Source organism: Ruegeria sp. AM4, from assembly GCF_056540665.1.
Genome location: NZ_JBQFXD010000001.1, coordinates 988,644 through 1,012,286, shown reverse-complemented (window position 1 = coordinate 1,012,286; position 23,643 = coordinate 988,644). Strand labels below are relative to the sequence as shown.

The following is a 23,643-nucleotide window of genomic DNA, read 5'->3' as shown; positions in this document are numbered from 1 at the left end:
TCACGCGCTCCTTGGCTCAACAAACATACGGCCGCGCATCTCCATGTGCAGCGCGTGGCAGAACCACTGGCAGTAGAACCAGTGCACGCCCGGGCGGTCGGCAATGAACGTAACCGAGGCGGTGGCCTGCGGCGCAACCTCCATCGCGACGCCGAAGTTCGACAGGCAGAAGCCGTGGGTCACATCGTCCACATCATCAAGGTTGGTGACATAGACAGTGACTTCATCGCCTTGTTTGACAGTGAACTTCTCCATGCTGAACACCGGCGCAACTGAGGTCATGTAGACCCGCACCTTGTTGCCATCCCGGATCGGCTCATCCGCGCCATAGTCCAGATCGACACCATCAGCCTCGGCCTGTTTACGCGCATCTTCCCACATCGGGTCGTTGCGATCCCAGACGTTGACCGGGTTCACCTTGGACCGATGCACAAGGATCGAGTCATGCGGTTCCGCAAAGGTTGGGCCGTCATGCACCACCTTCATCTTATCGCCCGATATGTCGATCAGCTGCTCATTCTCAGGCTTCAGCGGACCCACATTCAGGAAACGGTCTTTCGAGAACTTGTTCATCGAAATCAGCCACTTGCCATCGGCTTCAGCGGTCTCACCCATCGAGGTCGAGTTGTGGCCCGGCTGATACTGCACATCCACCTTGTCGAGGATCGGGTCAACATCCGCACCGCCATAGGCCTCGATCGCTTTGGCGATGTCCCATTTCACCACCTGGCTGTCCAGGAACAGGGTGGTGTAGGCGTTGCCCTTGCCGTCGAACGCGGTGTGAAGCGGGCCAAGACCCAACTGCGGTTCGGCCACGATGGCCGAACGCGGATCAGCGTTGTCGGCAAACAGCGCATCGACCTTCTCAACATCGATCACGGACACGGTCGGAGACAGCTTGCCGTTGATCATGATGTGTTTCTTGTCAGGCGCGGCGTTGACACCATGCGGCGAGTTCGGGATCGGAATGTAACGGGTCAGGTTGCCACCTGCCTCTTTGCGCCCGTCCACGACCTTGACGCCGTTCAGCTCCTGATAGTTGCCCGCGGCAATCGCGTCCTCGATGCCTTTGAGGTTGAACACGACCACATGGTCCAGCTCATTCTCGGTCATCTCGGCCAGGTTCATGCCCATTTCCGAGTTATACGAGGTCGAGAACGCATATTTGCCCTGATAGTCGCAGTCGGTGTTGTCGAGGTTGCCCGACACCATAACCTGCCACGCGATCTCCATCGTATCACCGTCGATGGCAGTGAAGATGTTCACGTATTTGGACGGATCGTCGAGGATCTGGCCGTCATTGACCAGCGGTGCCTCATGCTCACCGTTGGCAAAGACATAACCGGTGCGCGGGTATTTCTGCGGGCGTAGACCGTGGATGTCATGCGCGTTCGGAATCTCGATGATCTTGTCGCATTTCATCACGTCGCAGCGCACACGGGCCACGCGGGTGTTGGCCTTGTCGTTCATGAACAGAAAGCGACCGTCATAGGTGCCGTCGGTGAAGGACATGTGAGGGTGGTGCAGGTCGCCGTTGTCATAGGTGACCTTGCCGTTTGCGGCCAGAAACTCTTTGGTTTCGGGCAGCAGGCCTTCGGTCAGGATCTTCAGCGATTCATTGGTCTGACCCCAGCCGGTGGCCGAGCAGCGGTTGAACACCGGCACCCGCATCAGTTCGCGCATCGAGGGCACGCCCAGGATGCGCAGCTCGCCGGTCTGACCCGAGGACCAGAAGCCGTAATATTCGTCCAGCTCACCCGGCTCCAAATGCGCGTTTGCGGCGGCGCTTGCCTCTTTGGCGGTCATAAGGGTCGAGCCCAGACCCGTCCCCGCGATCACCGCGCCGGTGGCGGTTGCCCCCAGCATCCCACGGCGTGTGATGTTCAGTTTCTTGTCATGTTCCGACATGATCGTCCCTCCTTTTTAGGAAACGGTTTGCGGTTTGGCGTTTGGATGGTCCGCCGGTGGTTGTCCGAGTGGGGTCTACATTTGGACCGACCCTGTCTTGGCCCGCCGTTTCAACTGGCGGATAACGACGGGACATTTGTCCTCGGACTGGTAAAGCACCTGACAATGCAGGCAGGTGACGCACTCGTTCGGATTGATCTCACCGGTTGGGTGGATCGCCTGAACGGGGCATTCATTGGCGCATGTCTGGCATGGCGTGCCGCAATCCTTGTAGCGGCGCAGCCAGTCGAACATGCGGATACGGGCGGGGATCGCCAACGCTCCGCCCAGCGGGCAGAGGTAGCGGCAGTAGAACCGTTCGACGAACAGCCCGATCCCCAGCAAGGACAGCGCAAAGACCACAAACGGCCAGTCGCGCATGAATTTCAGAATGATCGCGGTCTTGAACGGCTCGACCTCGGCATATTTCTCGGCCAGCGGGATCGAGACAAAGCTGATCCCGAACAGCACGAGGAAGATCATGTATTTCGCGGGCCAGAGGCGTTCATTCAGACCCCAGGGCAGGGTCCATTGCGGGACGCGCAACGCTCGCGCGATCTTATTGGTCAGTTCCTGCAGGGCGCCGAACGGGCACAGCCAGCCGCAATAGGCTCCGCGTCCCCAGAACAGCAGGGCAGCAGCGACGGCGAACCATTGGATAAAGACCAGCGGGTCCAGCAGGAAGGCGTCCCAGGAAAAGCCCGTGCGCAGGCTACCCGCCAGCGCCATCAGGTTCACCACGCTCAGCTGCGCATTGGCGTACCAGCCGATGAAGAACAGCGTCATCGTCAGGAACCCGATGCGGAACCAGTAGAAGACGCGCGCATTCATCGTGGCATGGAACTGGAAGAAGAAGGTCGCTGTCAGCACCAGCAGCATAAAGCCCAGAACCACGATCTCGACCACACGGTCTTTCCAAATGCGCTGCCACAGGGCGGCTTTGGCAGCGGCTTCATCGGTTGCGTCATCAACCACGGTAGGGGCTGCGACGGGTAACAGATATTGTTCGGGCAGTTTGTAGCCGAGATCGAAGGTCAGGAAGGTTTTCTCAACCGCACCCACGGCGCGTTGGACCAGCAGTTGCAGGCGGAACGGCTTGGCTGGGTCAAATTCTGTGTTGGCGGGGATTTTGAAGATATCCAATTCGGTGAAACTGGGCGCATCCGGCGCGGCAACCGTACCCAAACGCCGTTGTTGTTTGTCGAAGAACCGGACCGAGTTGTCGCCCTGGATCAGCTGTATTCGGTCAAAGATACCGCCACGGACATAGCCCGACCCTTTGAAGCTGTAAGCACCGCGTCCCAGCACCAGAATGGCCTGTTCGCCTTCATCCAGCCAATCCACAAGGTTCTGATACTCGGCCTCGCCCAGCAGTGACTTGCCGATTGAGGGCACCGAGACCAAAGCCATATGCATGTCGATGAAGGTGTCGTCGGATTCACCGGGTTCGGGTCGTTTGATGGCGCGCTGATCGCCCGTGGCCTCAAACGCCGCGTTGACCTGACCGATATCCAGGGTCAGCCGCCGGACCGAGCCGTCACCCGACAGCGTTGACCAGTCGTAGACGGCGTCATGCGCCAGATCGACCTCGCGTTTCGGTCCAACAGCCTGCGCCGGTGCTAACCCACCCAGCCCCAGCGCGCGGGCCACTTTGATACCGCCGCGCACAAGGCTGTCATCGATCACCATGATCGTGACCGTCGCGCCCGAAATAATGTCGAGGTCATGCCACTCACCGCCGGTCTCGGCTTCGACCTTCAGGTCGAGCCCGGCATAGCCTTCGGTCAGTTCAACCATGCGCGCGTTGGGGATGCCGATCAGCACGATGGGTTCCGAGTGTTTGACCAGCCGCACCCCGGTCAGCACTGCATCGTCATCGATGGCTGCAACCACATGGATCGGCTTGCCCGAATATCCGGTGGTGCCCACGAAGTCAGAGGTCAGGAAGGCCCAAGCCACGGTCTCGCGCCCCTTCAGAACAGGGGCGACCTTGACGTCATCTCGGACCGGGCCAAAAGCATCGGCGCCGGGGGCCAGATCGGCGGGTTCAATCTCGGGCAGGAAGCTGGCTAGGCTGTCGGCATGGGCGCTGATCGCCATCAGGCAGGACAGGGTAACAGCCAGCAGGAAATGGATTGCGCGACTTACGACCACGGCGCACCTCCGATAGTTTTGGTGGACGCCATGGACGCGCGCTGGGCGCGTACGGTTGGATTATGTGATACGCGTGGGGGACCCCGGTATTCGGGCCACAAATGCTTTGCTTTGTAGGTCGCGGCCAAATCACCGTACCCGCGGCATTCGGCGTGACCGAAATCGTTGCTTGTCAGTACCGGAAACTCTGGGACGGGCGCTGCCGAGGTGACGGCACATAACGCGCAATCGGCACATTTCGGGCAGGGCGCAGTCGGGTCTTCGGCCCGCTCCTCAAGGTCCACCTGAACCCAGACCGCCCCTGCCTCCGAGCAGATCTCCACCCACATGCTTTGCCCGGGACTCGCCAGCGCCGGGCCCAGCAGTTGCAACAGCAAAAGTAAGATGCCCGCACAGGCACATATCGCGCGAAACGCGCGAATTGCGGAGATGTGCAGAGGGTTGAGGGCGGGCATGGAGAATCCAACTCGGCGTCTTTTCCCGAGTTCTAGAGCGTCGCGTCAGCCTGATACTTGACTTAGGTCAGGTGTTCGCAAGTTTAGCGAATTCGGCACGGTTGCTAGCCATCTGCCTCATCCATCAAGCCGCGCAGCCAACGCCCGGCCAGCCAGGATGCAGGCAGACCCAGTGGGACCGACCAAAGCATCGCGGTAACAGACGGTATCACCTCAAACCCCATGCCATGTGCGATCAAACCTGCCAGAAACAGGTTGATGGCCACGGTCAGCGCCGTGGCGGGGTATAGCATTATGGCCAGTTTCCAAACCGGCCATTTGCCTTCAGTGGCTGGTGCCTTCCGAGAAGGTGATTTTGTTCCAGACATTGTACTTCCCAGACGGTTTGCGCATCGGCAGGCGGCGGACTTCTTCCAACGTCTGCGCGTCATAAACGATCACCGCGCCATCATCTTCCCAGATCGAAACCAGCGCATGACTGCCATCCTTGGTGAATTCGACATGGGCAACCGTCTTGCCAAGGGCAGGGCGCAGAGTCTTTACGATCTCAAGGCTTTGCTTGTCGATTACGTGCATGGCGTCCTTGTTGGGGCCAAAGAACACATCGGCCCAGACGTAGGGCGAATTCTCATGGCTGCGCATGAAGAAACCGGGCCCTTCGGTCTTGATCCGCTTGACCGTTTCCCAAGTCTCCATGTCGATCACCGACACCGTGCCATCGGTCAGATGTGGTGTCGCCATCACGGGTGTATCGCCATGTTTCCAGGTGATCCCCGAACCCAAATGCGGCATCCCCGGCAGGTCCAGATCGGCGACTTTATGTCCGATCACCAGATCGATGACCTGTCCACCCTTGCCGTCACGGGACGCTCCCATGACGTATTCATAACTCTGGTCGATAAAGAAATCGTCCAGATAGTCGGGCGTGGTAATCTTGCGCACGGGGAACGGATCAGGGTTCTTGAACTGACCTTCGATGCGGAAATCGTGACCCAACCCGAACTGCGGCGGGTTGGCGCCGTAAAAGACCTCCCAAATCTCAGGCACATCCTTCAGGGCCAGCACAAAACTTTCGCGCGGCGGGGCCTGGTATACGGCAGAAACGCGGCTGGATTTGCCCGTCTTGCTTTTGATGTCGATGACCCTGGTAACCGAAAGGTCCTTGGTCGACAGCAGCGTCAGGCTGTTTGGCAGGTAGTTCGCCACCGCCACCCATTTGCCATCGCCCGACATGGCAATGTTGCGGCTGTTGAGACCCGCGCGCACACGGCCAACCTGCTTCAGCGCCCAGATATCGTATTTCTGGACCCAGCCATCGCGGGACATGATGAACACATAACGCCCGTCCGGGCTGAACTTCGGCCCACCATGCACGGCAAAGGGTGTTTCGAACCGGTCCAGAACGTCGAACGTATCTCCGTCCAGCACGCTGACATGATGATCCCCTGTCTCGACAACCAGCGTGATATTCATCGGATCGCTGTCCCATATTGGGGCATCCACCGGCACATAGTCTTTGTCCAGAGTACGGCTGGCCGCGATATCGGCCTCACCCCATTCGGGATTGGTCTCTAACGGAGATTTCAGCCACCCCGCTAGTTCCTCGATCTGCAACGCGTTCAATACATGTGAAAACGCTGGCATCTGCGTGGCTGTACGCCCCTCGGCGATCACAGCGGCCACACGGGGACCGCGCATCCGTTTCAGCGTTTCGGGGATCAGCGCCGGACCGACCCCACCCAACCGGTTCTCGCCATGACAAGAGGCGCAATGCTCAGCGTAATTCGACTGCGCATCGGCCCATGCGGCACCCGCGCTCAGGATCGAGCACAAGGCCACAATCTTCATCTTTTTCAAAATACTCCCGCCGGAGGCTCCCGACGGCCCTGAACATGCATTGGGCACGCCAATGGGACCAACGGACTCAAAAGAACTGATGCGCCGGATCATGGCTTTTCCCCCGGAACGGTGTGACTTGCAGACGTTGGCCTGCATCTGCAACGCCGATTTCTTGGTCGGACAGATAGCAAGCCGGGTCTTCGGCCCACGGATCACCGGTCAGTTGCAGCGCACGGATACGGGTGTTGCCGCCGCAGACGTCCTTCAGCTGACAGGCCCCGCAGCGCCCTTTCAGCGGACGCGGGCGGGTGCGCAACATGGCAAGCATCGGGTCATCGCTGGTCCAAAGCTCTGAGAATGGTTTGGTCTTCACGTTGCCGACTGTATAATCGGACCAGTAGGTGTCGGGATGCACGCGGCCCAGATTGTCGATATTGGCCACGCCAAGCCCGCTGGAGTTCCCGCCCCATGCCGAAAGATGCGTCCGAATATGGGCGGCTTTGGCATCACCGAAATGCGTGCGAACCCAATTGAGGAAATAACCTGCGTCCGCGTCATTGTTCCCGGTCACGATATCCAACGCTCGTCCGCCCGAAGCCGACTCCCACGCGCGTTCCAGCAACAAGTCCAGGCCTTTACGCGTACGCAAATGTGCTGCATCCTCGCCTCGGTTCTTGTCGCCACGCCCGGCATAGACCAGATGCGACAAATAGAACTTATCGACGCCTTCGTCATCGCACAGTTGTAACAGGTCAGGCAGGTGATGCTGCGTGCCCTCGGTCAGACAGAACCGCAGACCAACCTTGATGCCGCGCTTTTTGCATTCGCGGACACCGCGCAGGGCGTCGGCAAAGGCGCCCTCGACGCCGCGGAACCAATCATTGGTCGCCCCGATCCCGTCCAACGAGATACCGACATAATTGAAGCCCACATCGGCAATCATGTCGGCGGTTTCGTCGTAGATCCGAGTGCCGTTCGTCGACAGCGCCAGCATCGGTACCAGTTCCCGCGCGCGCCGCGCGATGTCGAAGAAATCGAACCGATCCAGCGGTTCCCCACCCGAAAGGATCAGGGCCGGGATGCGAAACTGGCCCAGATCCTCGAGGGTTACCATCGCTTGTTCATGGTTGAGCTCACCGGGAAAGGCCACGTCCGCCGAGACAGTGTAGCAATGGCGGCATTTCAGATTACAGCGTCGCGTCAGGTTCCAGATCACCACCGGCTTCACCGGCCCGGGGCGGCGTTTGCGAACCGGGGTCGGCTCAACCAGTTGATGCATGTATTCGGTCAGGCGGAACATGTCTCAGCCTTTCGCTTTCAGGCGCAACCCCGTCTTTTTCAGGATGCGCGTGGAATAGAGGATGTCGTCGGCCCGGCAGGCATCGCCCAGAATGGCCGCGATCTGCGCGCGCTTATCCTCGACTTCTTTCTGATCGGTGCCATGAACCATGGCGAACAGATTGTAGGGCCAGTCAGGCAGGGCGCGGGGCCGTTCGTAGCAGTGGGTGACAAAAGGCAGCGAGCCAATCTGTGCCCCAAGTTCGGAAATGCGTATGTCATCGACGTCCCACACGGTCATCCCGTTCGAGGTCATGCCCAGCTTGTAGTGATTGGGCGCGGCAGCGATGCGGCGGATCACACCGCGCGATTTCAGTTCGGCAAGACGGTACAGCAAGGCGTCCTCGTCGATACCAAGCCTATCTGCCACCTGCGCAAAGGGTGCAGGTACCAAAGGCAGGCCGTCTTGCAATGCCCCAACGATCTCTCTGTCTTTTGCGTCGATCATGCTGCCACCCGAAAGCCGATAAAGAATTCCTGCAATTTGGGAAATCGCAAAACCTCGATCCCCGTCTCGCGTTCGATGGCATCGGCAGTGGCCCCGATCCCCTCGGGCGTTTCGGTGGCCAGAACGAACCACATGTTCAGCCGATGCGTGCGTTCATAATTATGGGCGACCTCAGCGTGCGCATTGACTTTGGTCACGACCGTTTCGAATTTCTCTGCTGGAACCGCCATCGCGCACAGGCAGAATGCGCCGCCCATGGCAGCTGCGTCGAAGAAAGGGCCAAATCGGGTGATGATACGCGCGTCCTTCATCCGCGAAAGCCGCGCCAAGAGGTCACATTCGGGAACGCCCAGTTCCTCGGCAATAGCCGCATATGGGTGCGCTGTCAGCGGCAGATCATCCTGCATCCGGTTCAGTATCGCGCGGTCGGTATCGTCCAGAGTCATGCGGCGGCCTCTTTCGGTTGGATCAAAGCTCCGGTCTGCTTGAAGCAGCGGGTGGAAAACAGCACCTTGTGCCGCGCGCCTGATAACTCCTGCAAGGCGACGGCACCGGCCAGAACCTCTGCCGCTTCGGAGCGCGACCGCGCGTGGATCATGGAATACAGCCGATAGGGCCAGACATCTTCGACCGGGGTCCGCTCATAGCAGAGCGTTACGCCGGAATGCGCGGCCAGTGCGGGTCCTGCGGTGTCGATCTGTTCGGCAGGAATGTCCCAGACCACCATCGCATTGGCCGACCAGCCCAACGCGCGGTGGCGAACGATGACGCCCAGGCGCGAGATGATTCCAGCCCGGTGCAAGCTCTCGATTCGGTCCATAACGTCGCCGGTTTCACGCGCCAGGGATCGCGCCAGCGCCGCATAGGGTTCCGATACGAGATCCAAGCCCGAGCTGAGAGCCTGCAATATCTGGCGGTCGCCCTTCCGTTTTACCCTGCAATCGACCTGCCTTGGGCCGGGAACGCTGCGGGTGCCTCCGGTCATGCGAAACCCCAGATCAACGTTGAAAGGTCGCACCAGGCGCAGGTCCAGTACACGCAACCCGGTGCGGCGCGAGATACGCGCCAAGGTATCGTTTACATGCGCCCGGTCCGGTCCGGTGGCAACGAACCAGAGGTTCCAGTCGTCTTCACGTTGATAATTGTGGTTCACGCCCACCTCTGCGTCGATCAGGGCGGCGACCTCTTCCAACCGTTCCTCAGGTACGGCGACAGCGGCCAGAGTGCTGGCGGAAACGACGCCCGGGGCGATCGTTGCACCGACGCGGGTTATTCGCCCGGCGGCCCGCATCCGTGCCAAACGATCCAGCACTTCGGCCTCGTCCAGACCCAGCGCGCTGGCAAGAACCCGAAACGGGCGGTCGGTGATGGGGAAGTCGCGCTGAAACTCGTCCAGCAGGCGGCGGTCGGTCGGGTCTGTGATCTGATCCATCGGTTACAGCCCCGTTTTATGCGCACGCGCGGTAAAGAAGATGCCCGAGGGGCTGTCGGCCTCGATCTCACGCAGCTTTTCAAAGCTGTGCGTGTCGTAGACCATGACCTTGTTTGCGTCGCGTACGCTGATCCACACCTCATGTCCGCGCGGGGTGAACTCCATATGCAGCACTGCCGGGCCGGGTTTGAATTCGTGGACGATCTCTTTGGTCAGTGAATCAATCACCTGAATCGTGTCGTTCAGCGGGTGGGCGAAGTTTACCCAAACCTGCCGCCCATCGGGCCGGGCCATGGCAAAGACCGGCTGGCCGTGGGTTTTGGTGCGCTCGGTTTCGGCCAGAGTGTCAGCATCAATCCAGAGAATCTCGTGATGGCCGACGGCAGGCAAGACAAACTCGCGACCCGTCAGAGCCCAACCCTCCAGGTGGGGCATCTTGTAGACCGGCATCTCTTCCTGACCACGACCATAGTCGGGCAGCACGCGGATCGGTTCGGGGTTATCCGCCCACAGGTCCAGCGCGGTCAAGCCGTCCTCGCCAAACAGGCCGGTGATGTAGGTTCGGCCATTGGCGGTGATCAGCGCGTCATAGGGGTTCTTGCCCATGCCGGGGATCTTGGTGATCTCAGCGCGACCGTTTGCGAAATCGGCAATCCAGGTTTCGCCGGTATCCCACATGGTAAAGACAAACCGACGGCCGGGCGCATCGACCAAACCGATGGTTTTGCTGCCGGTCGGGATGTCGGCGACCATCTCAAGCGTCTCGGAGTTGAATACCCGAACGCCACCGGGCTCATAATTCGACACGGCGACCAGTTTGCCGTCGTCCGAAATCGCACCGCCGATGGCGTTACCGGCCTGCACAACACGGTTCACGATCTGACGGGAGACGATGTCGACCTTGGTCAGCCCTCCGTCACGTCCAAAGACATAGGCAAAGCGTTCATCTGGTGAATAGACCAACGAGGCGTGAGACAGATCGCCCAAGCCCTCGATCCGTGCCAGGGCGGCGCGGTCGGATTGGTCCACAAGAAGAACCGAGCCGCTTGCGCGCTCGATCACAAGACCGAGGTCGCCGGTCGCCGTGGGTTCAGCGTTTGCGGAAGTGATCAACAAAGTGGCAGCTAGAGAATGGATGAGCTGTTTCATTGTGCCTCCTGTGCCAACAGGTAACGGGCGATCCATTCGGCCTCTTCTTCGCTGACAAGGGGCCGCCAGGGGGGCATCGCGGTGTCCGGGATACCGTCAAGGATAACGCCGGTCAGAACCTCCGCGTCGTAGTGTTCCAGGGTCTTGGCGCGCAGATCGGGGCCAAGCCCGCCTTTGAGCGACAGCCCATGGCACGATCCGCAATCCTGATGCACAAGGCGTTTCAGTGCGTTTGGGTCGAGCGTATCGGCGGCAATGGCTGTCGTGGCAACAAGTACGGCCGATGTAAGAAGCACTGAGTGCAGCGACCAACCGCGTGCGGGTAGGGCGACGACCTCTGACGCGTCGGATCTGCGACTAAACTTAGCCATGTGCTTGCTCCAACAATTCGGACGCTGGCCGATCCGCATAAAGCGTGACCACCTTGCCGATGATGAACAGTGTGGGTGCTTCCAGCCCTGCCTCGCGCACATCCGTGGCGAGTTGGTCCAGCCGGGACAGCAATCGGCGCTCGTCCGGGGTGGTCGCTCTGGCGACCGCCAGAACCGGGGTCGAGCCGGGCAGGTTCTCGGTCATAAGCCCCATGGCGATCTGGCCGATATTGGCGACGCCCATATAGACGACAAGAGTCGTCTCCGGGTCGGCCAAACGTTTCCAGTCCAAATCCAGCACCTTGTCGGCCTGCCTGTGGCCCGTGACGTATTGGACCGAAGTTGCCAGCCCGCGATGGGTCAGCGGTATGCCGGTGGAAAGGGACGCCCCTTGCGCCGCAGTGATGCCCGGCGCGTATTCTATGGGGATGCCATGGACGTTCAGATAAGCGGCCTCTTCCGAGCCGCGGCCAAAGATCATCGGGTCGCCGCCCTTCAGGCGTGCGACGGCGTGGCCTGCACGTGCCTCTTCCAGCAAGATTGCGTTGATCCGGTCCTGAGGCACAGTGTGGCACTTGGGGGCCTTGCCCACAGGTATCAGCCGGGCACCGTCGGCATGCATTGCGAGGATTTCGCGCGAAACGAGGCGGTCGTAGACCACCACGTCAGCCGCTTGCAGCAGGCGCACGGCGCGCAGGGTCATCAATTCGGGATCGCCGGGTCCGGCGCCAATCAGAAAAACCTTACCGCTCATGTGCAAACTCGCTTGGTCTGAATGTCTTCGGAACCCGGGTTTTCCTGCATGATTCTGCGACGTTGCTGGGCAAACCGGGCGTGTTGTACGTCAAGGGTTGCGCATTGCGCACGCGGTTTCCTTGACTAAAGTTAAGCAGCGCGGGTTTTGCCCCGCGCTGCTGACTGCTTGCCTGATTTTGCCTCGCTTCAAGGTTCGACGGTGATCATACCGATCATGTTCTGCGTCTCCCAATGCGGACCGCAAAGATAGTCCTGCGCACCTGGGGTCATGAATGTGATCTCGACAGTCTCTTCCGGGAAAATCCGGTCGGATTCGGGCCTGCTGCCGTCCTTGAGCAAGACACTGTGGCTGGTGCGCTTGTCGACATTTGCCCAGCGAACTGTCGTTCCGGTTTTCACGGTCAATTCGGCGGGGCAGAAATTGTATTTGTACATCAGGACGATCTTTGCGTCCTCAACTGCCGACGTCGGGTGTCCGAACATGTCCACATATCTCTCTTCCGCCTCGGCGCAGAGCATGGCCGTCTCGTCCGCCAGTGCCGGACCGGACAGCGCCAGCAAAGCCGCAGGAAGAAGGCGTAGAAAGGTCATGATCTGTTTCTCCGTTCGAATTGGAAGAGGGGCCAGATCGCCTGGCCCCAATCGTTACTGTTTCACAACGTTGATGAATGCCGTTTCATCATCCAGCGCGAGGCTGGTATCCAGCGTCACGTGATGGAATCTGGCGGCGGCAAAATCGTCGTGGATGGCAAAACCCACGGTGTAGGTCTGGCCCGGCTCAAGCGGTACATCGCCAGGTGCGCCCGAATTCAGCGGGCGGGCGAAGGTTACGGTCCACACACCACCTGCCAGTTCGGCCGACGCGGCGATCTCTCCGTCATTGACCACACGCTGTTCCAACAAATACCCATTGGTGGCGCTGCCATCTGCGTAGACCCGCATCAGGTCCAGATAGGTGCCATCGGTCAGGTATTTCTGGATCTGATCAGCAGACTGCAACTTGTCCCATCCGCCCAGTTGCTTGCCGCGCCGGCCTTTGACCTCAACGTCTGTGCGGCTTTCACTGATGTATTTGGTCACCGTGTCCGGGGCAGCCAGGCGGCCTGAAACATCACCATTGGCGGCAATCGCATCCGCGCCCGGATCAAAGGGCATAAAGCTGTTATCCGCATGACACGACGCCCAGCAGCCGACCTGATCACCCAGCTCGATACCGGAACCGGTGATCATCATCGCCACTTTGATCTGGTTGTCCGGGTCCATCTTGCCGCCATCGACAAAGGGCGCAGGGCTGTGACCGGTATCCGGCCATTGCAGACGCACATACAGGTTTTCATCATCATGCGCCGCTTGAACCGTTGCATCGATCACCCCGCGCTTGCCGGGGATTGGAGTGGGTTCAAGCTCACCACCAGCAACGATCTTGTTTCCGATCGTGTCCAGTTCTTTGGCGTGACAAGTTGTGCATTGGTCGCCGCCTTTGGTCAGGGGGCGTGCGCCACCGTGGAATTTGCCATTCTGCACCCACTCGAACGAGGCCTGACCGGGGTAGAACAGCTTTAGATCAGCACCGGGAACCGCCGCCCAGTCAATGCCTGTACCAACATCGCGGCCACCCGCGGCTGCTGCGGTATCGTCACCTGCCGCTTTGGCGCGCTCTTCTGCGACTGCTGCATCAACGGCTGCCGCGATCTGAGCCTGAACGGAGTCCAGCTGCGCCTGTTTCGCGGCCTTCTCTGCCTCTGCTTCGGCGGCCTCTTTGGCCTCGACACGTTCCAGACTTGCCAGATACTCGACCGGGATCTCACGGATAAAGGCGGGGTTCGGCGCTTCGAGTTCTTCCAGATACTCTTCGTCGGCCCGATCCCTTGCATCCGAGTGCGCGATACCTTTGTGGCAGTCTATGCAGGTCTGGCCGACCGTCATGGCGTTCAGGTGCTGCTGACGTGCGCGAGGTTTCTGGAACTCGGGCATCATCGATTCAAAATCGTGACAGTTTCGGCATTCGCGCGAGTCGGTGGCCTTCATCCGTTCCCATTCGTTCATGGCCAGATGTACGCGTTTAGCCTCGAATTTCTCGCGCGTGTTGATCGAGCCGACCATCTTGCCATACAGCTCTTTCGACGCCTTGATCTTGCGGATGATCTTGTGGGTCCAGTCCTTGGGTACGTGGCAATCCGAACAAACTGCACCCACGCCCGACCGGTTCACGTCATGGATGGTGCCGGTGTATTCCTCATAAACGAAATCGCGCATCTCGTGGCACGAGACGCAGAATTCCTTGGTATTGGTCGCTTCCATGGCGGTATTGAACCCGCCCCAGAAGATGATGCCAGCGGCAAAGGCCGCAGCGATACCGGCCACAGGCATTCCCCACAGGAAATACCGGCGCCAGATCGGTTTTTTCTTTTCCGGTTCCGAGGTCATATCCGGGCTCCGTTTTGGCTGTCTTGACTGGCCCGGCGTGTGAGGCCGGTGCGATTGGCTGAGGGGGAAACGAAGAAAGGGCGGGCGAGGGGCCCGCCCTTTCCGGTTTCGGCCGCGAACCCGTTAGGTGACGTGGTTCGAACGGTTGTAGACGTTGAACTTGCCGGTCGGCGCGAACAGTCCTTTCACGCGACCGATCTCTTCCAGCGTCTTGGCATCGAAGATCACGATCTCACCATTTGGTTCCTTCGAAGTCGAGCGGTTCCACTTGGAAACCCAAACCTCGGAACCATCCTGGTTGAACTCGAAGTGGACCGCGACATTGCCTTCCTCTTCGGTGATCTGGATCGTTTTCACGATCTCACCGGTGGCCTTGTCGATGACCTGCACCGATTGCTGGACCTCAGGCTCGGGGTGCTTGGTCTGGTCGGCCCAGATGTAGTCCGATTCCGGGTGTGTTCGGATGAACAGACCGGGACCATCGGTTTCGACCTCGTAGCAGGTCTGCCATGCCTGATCCGGGTGACCTTCGGGGTCGTTGCCCCAAACGGTGACCGTGCCTTCGCCCAAGTGGGTTGTACCCGCCACTGGTCCGCAATTGGGGTCGTCCCAGTTCGCACCCGGGCCGGGGTGCGGCAGCGGCGCGGTGTCGATCATGGCCTCCAACTTGTGGGTCTCGGTATCGACCACGACCATCTTGTTCGACGCGTTCGCCGCGATCTGGAAGTAACGACCGGTTGGGTCGAAGAACCCGTCATGCAGGAACTTGGCGCTGTCGATCTTGTCGATCCGCAGATTGTCCAGGTCGGAGTAATCCACCTGCCACAGCTGGCCGAGCTCTTTGACGGCGACAATCCAAGTGGGTTCGTTCGGAGTGGTATAGATGGCGGCCACGCGGGCTTCTTCCACATAGTCCCCGTCCACGTTGTAACCACGGGTCGAGACAACCTTTTTCGGTTCCATTGTTGCGGCATCAACGATGGCGAAATGCGGCGGCCAATAGGCCCCACCGATCACGTATTTGCCGTCACCCGATACGGCCACATCGCGGGCGTCGTAACCAATAGTAACCTCGGCCACCAGCATGTTCTCGGGGTTCTGCCACAGGTCGATCTTGGTCATCTTGCCGTCGCGGCCCATGGTGTACCAGAAGCGGCCCGGGTTTTCCGGCTCTTCCAGTTTGTGGTGTTCCGAGGCTTTCAGAACGTGCACTGCGTAACCGGTCGGGATATGCGCCAGCACCTCTTTGGTGTCGCCGTCGATTACGGCTACCTTGCCCACATCACGTTCGATCACCACAAAAAAGTTCTCCCAGTTGCGGCCGTGCAGAGGCTCGGTCGGGTAATCCTCGGGCTCAACATAGACCTTGCGGGTCGCCATCATCTGCTCAAGCGACATCTCGGGCGGTGTGGGCGGTTCCATCTGGATATAGGTCGCCATATCGCGGATCTGGTCCTCGGACATCACATCCGAGAAGTTGTTCATCCCGCCTTCGGTGCCCCAGGCGATGATTTTCTCAAGCCGATCCTGACCCAGTTTCAGGGTCCCGGACTCGGTAACAGTGCCGTCGGCATTCTTGGTTTTCACCAACGGTTCCAGACTTTTACCCGTTGCACCCTTGCGCAGTACGCCGTGGCAACCGGCGCAGCGTTCGAAATACAGTTGTTTTGAAGACTCAAATGCTTCTTCGCTAAGTGTCGGCCCTTCTGCGAATGTTGGCGCGGCAACGCTGCCCAGCAGCATCGCCAAACCGACCCCGAAGGCGCGGCCAGTTTTGTTGTAGCTGATTCCAAGTGACATGATCACTCTCCGTTTGCTGGTGAGGCAGGTTCAAGGGTGAGACAGCGCGCGGGCTCTCTCCTTGACGAAAGTCAACGCTGGTGGCTCAAATCGCCAGCAAAGACGGAAAAACCAGCCGATTGGAGGGTCAAGAAAACCTGTGTTTTTGACGCATATTTTTGACCCGTTTGATTTTGGTTAAGTCGCACCGGTGAGGGCGTAGCTAGGACTGGGAAAACACCCAAGGAGAGCAGTCATGCCCGCATTGATCGCCCGCGTTTTAGGTGAGGGGTTCCGAGTCTTCTTTCTGTCAGCAGGCGTGTACGGCCTGTTTGTCGGGCTGGTTTGGGGCTTGTGGCTGACGGTGCCATATCTGATCCCGGATTACGGTATGACGCCGCCAATGTGGCACGCGCACGAGATGATCTTTGGCTATGCTTCGGCTGCGCTTGGCGGGTTCCTTCTGACCGCAGTTCCCAACTGGACCGGCGCGCCGGATGCACGCGCGCGGTTCATCGCTTTGGCTGCGGGCATTTGGTTGCTGGGGCGAATGGCAATGTGGTTCTCCGGGGTGCTGCCTCCGGTTCTGGTCGCAGTGCTTGATCTGGCGTTTGTGCCGATTCTGGCGGCGAAAATCGCAACCCAGCTGATCCGCCGTCCCAAACCGCAGAATATGGTCTTTCTGCTGCTGCTCAGCCTGATCTGGATCGCCAATCTTCTGACGCATCTGGAATGGATCGGGTTTACCGGTGAAACGCTCGACACCGGTCTGCGCGTTGGGTTGCTGACCTTGTGTTCAATGATTGCGATACTCGGCGGGCGTATCACACCAGCCTTTACCCGCAACGCGATGAAGCGCGCAGGCGCGCCGGAAGAGGCCTGGCCGGTCTCCGTTGCCGCGCTTGACAGGGCAGGGATGGTCATTGCCCTGATCCTGCCACTCAGCGCGCTGCTTTTCGGCATCAATCCAGTGACCGGAGCGTTTGCCCTGATCCTTGGTATTGTGCAGATTCTGCGCATGGCGCGGTGGCGTTTGGGATGGGCGTGGCGTCAGCCGATACTCATTGCCTTGCACATAGGGCTTCTGATGCTGGCCATGGGCCTGATCCTATGGGGCCTGTCGCTGCTGGGTATCGGCAATGAGATCGCAGCGCTGCATGTGCTGGGCATCGGTTGCGTCGGAGGCATGACCCTGGCGGTCATGAGCCGAGCAGCGCTGGGTCATAGTGGCCGCGCGTTGGTTGCGCCAGGGCCGATGGCGCTGGCATATGGTTTGATGGCGGCGGCGGCTCTGACACGCTGGATCGGTGCGGGGCTGAGCACGGGATACCTGCCCGCGATGCTGATGTCTGTCGCGCTTTGGGTCGCAGCGTTCGCGCTTTACCTCATCTCCATGTGGCCCGCGCTGGCCGGTCCGAAGGTCGCCAAAGCAGGCTGATCCGGCTTCATGCCCATAGTCTTGACTTTCGTTAAGGAGAGAGTCCGGCCAAGCCGCCATTCTGTCCAGACTAGCTAATCTGCGCAAAGGAGAGCGCGATGCGAGAAGTCATGACAAAGAGCATGGCTCGCAACATTTTCTATGGCGGGTCCCTGTTCTTCATTCTCATCTTTCTGGCCCTGTCGGCCCATTCGCACCTGTACATCGTAAATTCGGAAAACGCTGCAAAGCTTGATGAGAGCGTAGTGCGGGGCAAGCACGTCTGGGAGAAACACGCCTGTATCAACTGTCATACCATCCTTGGTGAAGGTGCTTACTTCGCCCCCGAGGTTGGCAATGTGATGACCCGGTGGGGCGTGCTGGACGACCCGGATTCAGCTTTTGAAGCGCTCAAAGGCTGGATGGAGGCACAACCGACCGGCGTTCCCGGTCGCCGACAGATGCCCAATTTCAACCTCAGTGACGAAGAAATTCGTGATCTGACCAACTTCCTGATCTGGACGGACAATATCGACGCTCAGGACTGGCCGCCCAACGAGGCGGGCTGAGAAGGGGAACGGAGCAATGAAATACGAATCCCAAAAAATTGCCTACGCTTACTTTGCGGTGGCCATGGCCCTGTTCGCGATACAGGTGATCGGTGGCCTGCTGGCTGGGCTGATCTATGTGTCGCCCAATTTCCTGAGCGAGCTTCTGCCGTTCAACATCGTGCGGATGCTGCACACCAACTCTTTGATCGTCTGGTTGATCCTTGGTTTCTTCGGCGCAGCCTATTTCCTGATCCCGGAAGAGGCCGAGCGCGAGATTCATTCGCCCAAACTGGCTTATTTGCAGCTGATCATCCTTGTGGTCGGCACGCTGGGTGTGGTTGTGACCTATGTGTTCAACCTGTTCGAAGGCAACTGGCTGCTGGGCAAAGAGGGGCGCGAGTTCCTTGAGCAACCCAAATGGGTCAAGGCGGGTATCGTCGTGGCCGCGCTGATCTTCCTTTACAATGTGTCGATGACCGTTCTGAAAGGCAAGAAGACCGCGATCACCAACATCCTTCTGTTGGGTCTGTGGGGTCTGGCGCTGCTGTTCCTGTTTGCGTTCTACAACCCAGGCAACCTGTCCTTGGACAAGCAATACTGGTGGTACGTTGTTCACCTGTGGGTAGAAGGAGTGTGGGAACTGATCATGGCCTCGATCCTGGCCTATCTGATGCTCAAGCTGACCGGTGTTGACCGCGAGGTGGTCGAGAAATGGCTGTATGTCATCGTCGCCGCTGCGCTGTTCTCCGGCATCCTTGGCACTGGCCACCACTATTACTGGATCGGCACGCCCGCCTACTGGCAGTGGATCGGTTCGATCTTCTCGAGCCTCGAAGTGATCCCGTTCTTCGCGATGATGGCCTTTGCCTTCGTCATGGTCTGGAAAGGCCGTCGTGACCACCCGAACAAAGCCGCGCTGCTGTGGTCGCTGGGTTGTGCCACGCTGGCCTTCTTCGGTGCCGGTGTTTGGGGCTTTCTGCACACGCTGCACGGGGTGAATTACTATACCCACGGCACGCAGATCACTGCCGCCCACGGTCACCTGGCCTTTTACGGTGCCTATGTCTGCCTCAACCTGGCGATCTTCAGCTATGCGATGCCGATCCTGAAAAACCGTGATCCGTATAATCAGGTGCTGAACATGGGTTCCTTCTGGCTGATGAGCAGCGGCATGGTCTTCATGACCTTCGTCTTGACCTTCGGTGGGACCGTGCAGACGCATATGCAGCGTGTCGTAGGTGACTACTTCATGGACGTGCAGGACCAGATTGCAATCTTCTACTGGATGCGTCTCGGCTCTGGTGTCGTTGTGGTCCTTGGCGCGCTCTTGTTCATCTACTCGATCTGGGTGCCTCGGAAAGAAGTCATCGAGTCTGGCGCTGCAGAAACCCCTGCGGAGTGATGAATATGGACGGTTCAATGAAAATGACTGAGGGGGCGGCAAATGCCCCCTTTTACCTCGCCCAGGGCGATGAATGCGATGTGTTCTGCGCCGCCTACACAAATGACCTGCCGGTTCTGCTGAAAGGACCGACAGGCTGCGGCAAGACCCGCTTTGTGGCCCATATGGCCGCGCAGCTTGGTCGCCCGCTTTACACCGTTGCCTGCCACGACGATTTGGCCGCCGCCGATCTGATCGGGCGCTATCTGCTGAAAGGTGGCGAGACCGTCTGGGTCGATGGCCCCCTGACCCGCGCGGTGCGCGAAGGCGCGATTTGCTATCTCGATGAGGTGGTCGAGGCCCGCAAGGACGTCACCGTCGTGCTGCACCCGCTGACCGACGACCGGCGTATCCTGCCTATCGATCGCACCGGCGAAGAACTTGAGGCCGCGCCCGGTTTCATGCTGGTCGCCTCATACAACCCTGGATACCAGAATATCCTGAAAACCCTGAAACCCTCGACCCGGCAGCGTTTTATCTCGCTGGAATTCGACTTCCCATCGCCCGAGATGGAGGCCGAAGTCGTTGCTCAGGAAAGCGGTCTGCCGCTGGAACGCTGCAAGCCGCTGATCCGGCTGGCGAACAAGCTGCGTGGGCTCAAGGGTCAGGATCTTGAGGAAGGCGTCTCCACCCGTCTGGTCGTCTATGCCGCGACGCTGATTGCACAGGGCATGTCCACCGACCGCGCCATCCTTGCCGCCATGATTGAACCTCTGACGGATGATGAGGACACAAAACGCGGGCTCCTCGATCTTGTCACGGCTGTCTTTGGGTGAGGCCGGCCGATGGTCAGGATCGATTTTGAGCCATGGGAACCCGAAGAAACGATCGGGAAACTGTGGCACACCCTTGCCAGCCGCCTTGATGCACCCCAGGTGCATGATGGAGCCGCGGTCGACCTCTCGCAGGTCGCGGGGCGGCTGGCCGTCCTCTTTCGGGGACTTGGGGGTAGTCCGGGCGTTGAATTGCGCCCGGTCTCACCCGAGGTTTCGCGCCACCGGTTGGGTTGGGGCCGCCGTCTGGGGACCGAGGCGGAGCTGATGCCGCGCGCCTCTTTCGATGGTGAGGTCCTGCGCCTGCCGGAACGGCTGGCCGTGTTCCCCGCGCGCGAAGCCAACGGTGCGCTGTATGTCTGGCTGGCAGCCGCCGCCGCCCATGCCGGTGCACGAGTTGACGAAGATGACCCAATGCGTGCCGATCTGCGCACGCTGATCGCGGCGCAGAGCATGGTCGAGGCGACGTTGGACGACGCACCCGGTCTGCGCCCGCTTTACACCGAGCTTTGCAAAGGCGTACTGCATCACCGCGACATCCCGGGCCTACCACCGTTTGAGGCTGCGGTTGAAGAACTTGTTCGTCACATGTTGGGAGATCCTGCACGGCTGTCGGGCCGGGCTGAACAGATGTTGACGCTAGACGATGACCTTATCGCGCCCCGTGGCTATCAACCGATGCGCCCGGTCCCCCTGTGGCCCGAACTCCGCGCCGTCGGGTTCTCGGAACATAACGAAGTCGAAAACCCTGATACCGAAGGTCCACCCGAAGAATCCGGAGAGAGAACCCACCGCGCTCGCCGCCGTAAATCGGATCAGGCCACGCGCAGCGACAGTTTCATCCTGCACAAATTCGAGGCGATCCTCAGCTGGGCCGAATTCCTCAACATCAACCGCCGCATTGATGATGACGATCCCGACAACGCCAAAAGGGCGGCTGACGATCAGGAAGAGATCGGGCTGGGCCAAATCTCGAAAGCGCCGCCCACCAAGCTGAAACTGCATCTGGACCTCGCGCCCGAGGATGTGAATCGCGAGCGTCTTTCGGGCCGCATCCTCTATCCCGAATGGGACGTGCGGACAGGGCAGTATCTGCCCGATCACGTCAATGTTTTGCTCTCCGATGCTGATATCCGCGAAGATGCCGCCGAGTTCGGCAAAGATCCCGCCACCGCCCGCCGCATCCGTGCCGTGAAACGCCAGTTCGAGGCGCTGCGCCCAGGTCGGGTGATGACGCGTGGCCATCTGGATGGCGACCAATTGGATATTGAAGCTGCTGTGCGGGCGCAGGTAGATCGCTCTGCCAATGGGGAAGGCACCGAACGCATCTGGTTGCAATCTCGTCCTGAAGCCCGCGATCTGGCCGTGTCGATCCTGCTGGATATAAGCCGGTCCACCGAAAGCGCTGTCACAGGCCGTGCAGTGATCGACATCGAGCGCGAAGCTCTGGCCGCTTTGGCGTGGGGTCTGAACGCCTGCGGAGACGATTTCGCCATCCACGCCTTCAGTTCGCTGAAACGCCAGCGCGTCTATGTGCAGCGCTGCAAGCGGTTTGATGAGCCGATGGGGGCTAAGGTCGAACAACGCATCGCCTCGTTGCGGCCGGGTCACTATACCCGCCTTGGGGGCGCGATCCGCCATTGCTCGGCTGATTTGGCCGAACAGTCCCGAAAGCGCCGTTTGCTTCTGGTCATCACCGATGGCAAGCCCAACGACCTAGACCACTACGAAGGCCGCCACGGCATCGAGGATACGCGGCAAGCCGTGCGCGAAGCGCGCCGCGCCGGGCAATCGGTCTTTGGCATTACCATCGACAAAGCGGGTAAAAGCTGGTTTCCGCGCATGTTCGGGCAGGGCGGCTTTGCTGTTATCCCCGACCCGCACCGTTTGACTATGGCGCTGCCCCAGATCTACCGGCAATTGGTCGGCGCATGAGCGACGAATTTAGCTGAGGTTGCTGAGCGGAGTGCTGACGATTGCGGAGCTCCCGGTCTTTTGTGCGGGTCTGATCACCGGATGGGCAAACGCCTGCCTGATCTGTAAAAAAGCCGCCCCAAAGTGGGGCGGCAGTCTGCAAAGCAAAGGGGTGCTTTGATTACTGAGCAGCCATCGGCATCCGCGCAATCTGACAGCGCTGCCACAACGCCGACAATGCGCCAACCAGATGGTCGATATCCTCATCCGTATGGACCGGAGACGGCGTGATCCGCAGGCGTTCAGTCCCTTTCGGAACGGTCGGATAGTTGATCGGCTGGATATAGATGCCGAATTCCTCAAGCAGCGTGTCCGAGATGAATTTGCATTTCACCGGATCGCCGACCATCACCGGGATGATGTGACTTGGGTTTGGCAGATGTGGAATGCCTTCGGCATCCAATCTGTCGCGTACCTGCGCCACGCGGGCCTCTTGCAGATCGCGTTCGGCGTTTGATTGTTTCAGATGCCGGATCGAGGCCGCCGCGCCTGCCGCAACCGACGGGGGCAGGGCGGTCGTAAAGATGAACCCGCTCGCGAAGCTGCGCACGAAATCACACAGCGCGGCAGAAGCGGCAATATAGCCGCCAACAACACCAAAGGCCTTACCCAGCGTGCCTTCAATGACCGTCAATCGGTCCATCAGGTTTTCGCGTTCAGCGATGCCGCCACCACGCGGGCCATAAAGCCCAACGGCGTGTACCTCATCCAAATAGGTCATCGCGCCGTATTTGTCGGCCAGATCGCAAATCTCTTTGATCGGAGCGATATCGCCGTCCATTGAATAGACCGATTCAAAGGCGATCATCTTGGGCAATTCGGGATCGGCTGCGGCCAATTTCGCCTCAAGATCATCCAGATCATTGTGCTTCCAGATCACCTTCTGCGCCCGCGAATGGCGAATGCCCTCGATCATGGACGCATGGTTCAAGGCGTCAGAAAACACGATCAGACCGGGGACTTTTGCCGCCAGCGTTCCCAGCGCCGCCCAGTTCGATACGTAACCGGATGTAAAGAGCAGAGCAGCTTCCTTGCCGTGCAGATCGGCCAGTTCAGCTTCAAGCAGCACGTGGTCATGGGTGGTGCCTGAAATGTTACGCGTCCCACCTGCACCCGCGCCGCAGCGATCCAGCGCATCATGCATCGCGCCAAGCACCGCAGGGTGCTGGCCCATGCCCAGATAGTCGTTCGAACACCAGATCCGCACGTCTCGCTGCACCGCCCCATCGGTTTGGCGCGCATTGGGAAACGCGCCGCGACGCCGTTGAAGGTCAATAAAGACGCGATAGTTTCCTTCGTCTCGCAATGCGTCGAGGCTTTGGCTGAAAAATCGCTCGAAATCCATCTGAGATGCTCCCTGGACACCTGGCTTTGGCCTCAGACTATGGGGTG

At 59.6% G+C, this 23,643-nt stretch carries 21 protein-coding genes; 5 read left to right on the top strand and 16 right to left on the bottom strand.

Going from position 1 to position 23,643, the window contains the following annotated elements:
* The 15 genes from nosZ to ACR0JA_RS04985 all read right to left on the bottom strand — a co-directional run bounded on the left by nosZ (position 1) and on the right by ACR0JA_RS04985 (position 16,116).
* Complete coding sequence (nosZ, locus tag ACR0JA_RS05055) at positions 1–1,908, bottom strand: TAT-dependent nitrous-oxide reductase (protein ID WP_480570831.1); 1,908 nt, start codon at positions 1,906–1,908, stop codon at positions 1–3.
* A gap of 75 nt (positions 1,909–1,983) precedes the next feature.
* A complete protein-coding gene (locus ACR0JA_RS05050; RefSeq protein ID WP_480571164.1) occupies positions 1,984–4,047 on the bottom strand; it encodes a 4Fe-4S binding protein in 2,064 nt (687 codons plus the stop codon).
* 44 nt (positions 4,048–4,091) lie between these two features.
* Entirely contained in the window at positions 4,092–4,556 is a 465-nt protein-coding gene (locus tag ACR0JA_RS05045) for a hypothetical protein (protein ID WP_480570828.1), read from the bottom strand.
* Between the two features lie 104 nt (positions 4,557–4,660).
* Positions 4,661–4,849, bottom strand: coding sequence for a hypothetical protein (locus ACR0JA_RS05040; RefSeq protein WP_480570825.1), 189 nt, complete (start codon positions 4,847–4,849; stop codon positions 4,661–4,663).
* Positions 4,850–4,880: 31 nt separating this feature from the next.
* Entirely contained in the window at positions 4,881–6,404 is a 1,524-nt protein-coding gene (locus ACR0JA_RS05035; protein ID WP_480571160.1) for a cytochrome D1 domain-containing protein, read from the bottom strand.
* Positions 6,405–6,480: 76 nt separating this feature from the next.
* On the bottom strand, positions 6,481–7,695 hold the full coding sequence (gene nirJ, locus ACR0JA_RS05030; protein WP_480570822.1) for a heme d1 biosynthesis radical SAM protein NirJ: 1,215 nt from the start codon (positions 7,693–7,695) through the stop codon (positions 6,481–6,483).
* Positions 7,696–7,698: 3 nt separating this feature from the next.
* Positions 7,699–8,181, bottom strand: coding sequence for a siroheme decarboxylase subunit beta (gene ahbB / locus ACR0JA_RS05025; protein WP_480570819.1), 483 nt, complete (start codon positions 8,179–8,181; stop codon positions 7,699–7,701).
* Entirely contained in the window at positions 8,178–8,627 is a 450-nt protein-coding gene (locus ACR0JA_RS05020; RefSeq protein ID WP_480570816.1) for an Lrp/AsnC family transcriptional regulator, read from the bottom strand. Before ACR0JA_RS05020 ends, ahbB (ACR0JA_RS05025) begins: the two co-directional genes overlap by 4 nt.
* The gene (ahbB, locus tag ACR0JA_RS05015) at positions 8,624–9,613 is read right to left on the bottom strand and encodes a siroheme decarboxylase subunit beta (RefSeq protein ID WP_480570813.1); all 990 of its coding nucleotides are present in this window, start codon (positions 9,611–9,613) and stop codon (positions 8,624–8,626) included. Before ahbB (ACR0JA_RS05015) ends, ACR0JA_RS05020 begins: the two co-directional genes overlap by 4 nt.
* Before the next feature lie 3 nt (positions 9,614–9,616).
* Positions 9,617–10,762 carry a cytochrome D1 domain-containing protein gene (locus ACR0JA_RS05010; protein WP_480570810.1) on the bottom strand — a complete coding sequence of 382 codons (1,146 nt, stop codon included), beginning with the start codon at positions 10,760–10,762 and terminating at the stop codon, positions 9,617–9,619.
* Entirely contained in the window at positions 10,759–11,133 is a 375-nt protein-coding gene (locus ACR0JA_RS05005) for a c-type cytochrome (RefSeq protein WP_480570808.1), read from the bottom strand. Before ACR0JA_RS05005 ends, ACR0JA_RS05010 begins: the two co-directional genes overlap by 4 nt.
* Complete coding sequence (gene cobA / locus ACR0JA_RS05000; protein WP_480570805.1) at positions 11,126–11,887, bottom strand: uroporphyrinogen-III C-methyltransferase; 762 nt, start codon at positions 11,885–11,887, stop codon at positions 11,126–11,128. The genes ACR0JA_RS05005 and cobA overlap by 8 nt, the downstream gene beginning before the upstream one ends.
* A 188-nt stretch (positions 11,888–12,075) precedes the next feature.
* Positions 12,076–12,480 carry a cupredoxin domain-containing protein gene (locus tag ACR0JA_RS04995; RefSeq protein WP_480570802.1) on the bottom strand — a complete coding sequence of 135 codons (405 nt, stop codon included), beginning with the start codon at positions 12,478–12,480 and terminating at the stop codon, positions 12,076–12,078.
* A 54-nt stretch (positions 12,481–12,534) separates the two neighbouring features.
* Positions 12,535–14,316, bottom strand: a complete 1,782-nt coding sequence (locus ACR0JA_RS04990; RefSeq protein WP_480570799.1) for a NapC/NirT family cytochrome c — start codon at positions 14,314–14,316, stop codon at positions 12,535–12,537.
* 123 nt (positions 14,317–14,439) lie between these two features.
* Positions 14,440–16,116 (bottom strand): cytochrome D1 domain-containing protein, encoded by a 1,677-nt coding sequence (locus ACR0JA_RS04985; protein ID WP_480570797.1) that lies wholly within the window; start codon positions 16,114–16,116, stop codon positions 14,440–14,442.
* Between the two features lie 235 nt (positions 16,117–16,351).
* Between ACR0JA_RS04985 and ACR0JA_RS04980 the strand changes: the two genes are divergently transcribed.
* The 5 genes from ACR0JA_RS04980 to ACR0JA_RS04960 all read left to right on the top strand — a co-directional run bounded on the left by ACR0JA_RS04980 (position 16,352) and on the right by ACR0JA_RS04960 (position 22,212).
* On the top strand, positions 16,352–17,533 hold the full coding sequence (locus tag ACR0JA_RS04980) for an NnrS family protein (protein WP_480570794.1): 1,182 nt from the start codon (positions 16,352–16,354) through the stop codon (positions 17,531–17,533).
* Positions 17,534–17,631: 98 nt separating this feature from the next.
* The gene (locus ACR0JA_RS04975) at positions 17,632–18,081 is read left to right on the top strand and encodes a c-type cytochrome (protein WP_480570790.1); all 450 of its coding nucleotides are present in this window, start codon (positions 17,632–17,634) and stop codon (positions 18,079–18,081) included.
* Between the two features lie 16 nt (positions 18,082–18,097).
* Positions 18,098–19,465 carry a cbb3-type cytochrome c oxidase subunit I gene (locus tag ACR0JA_RS04970; RefSeq protein ID WP_480570787.1) on the top strand — a complete coding sequence of 456 codons (1,368 nt, stop codon included), beginning with the start codon at positions 18,098–18,100 and terminating at the stop codon, positions 19,463–19,465.
* Positions 19,465–20,280, top strand: coding sequence for an AAA family ATPase (locus ACR0JA_RS04965; RefSeq protein WP_480570784.1), 816 nt, complete (start codon positions 19,465–19,467; stop codon positions 20,278–20,280). The genes ACR0JA_RS04970 and ACR0JA_RS04965 overlap by 1 nt, the downstream gene beginning before the upstream one ends.
* 9 nt (positions 20,281–20,289) lie before the next feature.
* Positions 20,290–22,212, top strand: a complete 1,923-nt coding sequence (locus ACR0JA_RS04960) for a nitric oxide reductase activation protein NorD (RefSeq protein ID WP_480570782.1) — start codon at positions 20,290–20,292, stop codon at positions 22,210–22,212.
* A gap of 160 nt (positions 22,213–22,372) precedes the next feature.
* Here the strand turns inward: ACR0JA_RS04960 and hemA are convergent, their stop codons facing one another.
* Positions 22,373–23,596 (bottom strand): 5-aminolevulinate synthase, encoded by a 1,224-nt coding sequence (hemA, locus tag ACR0JA_RS04955; RefSeq protein ID WP_480570779.1) that lies wholly within the window; start codon positions 23,594–23,596, stop codon positions 22,373–22,375.
* Positions 23,597–23,643: the final 47 nt, after the last annotated feature.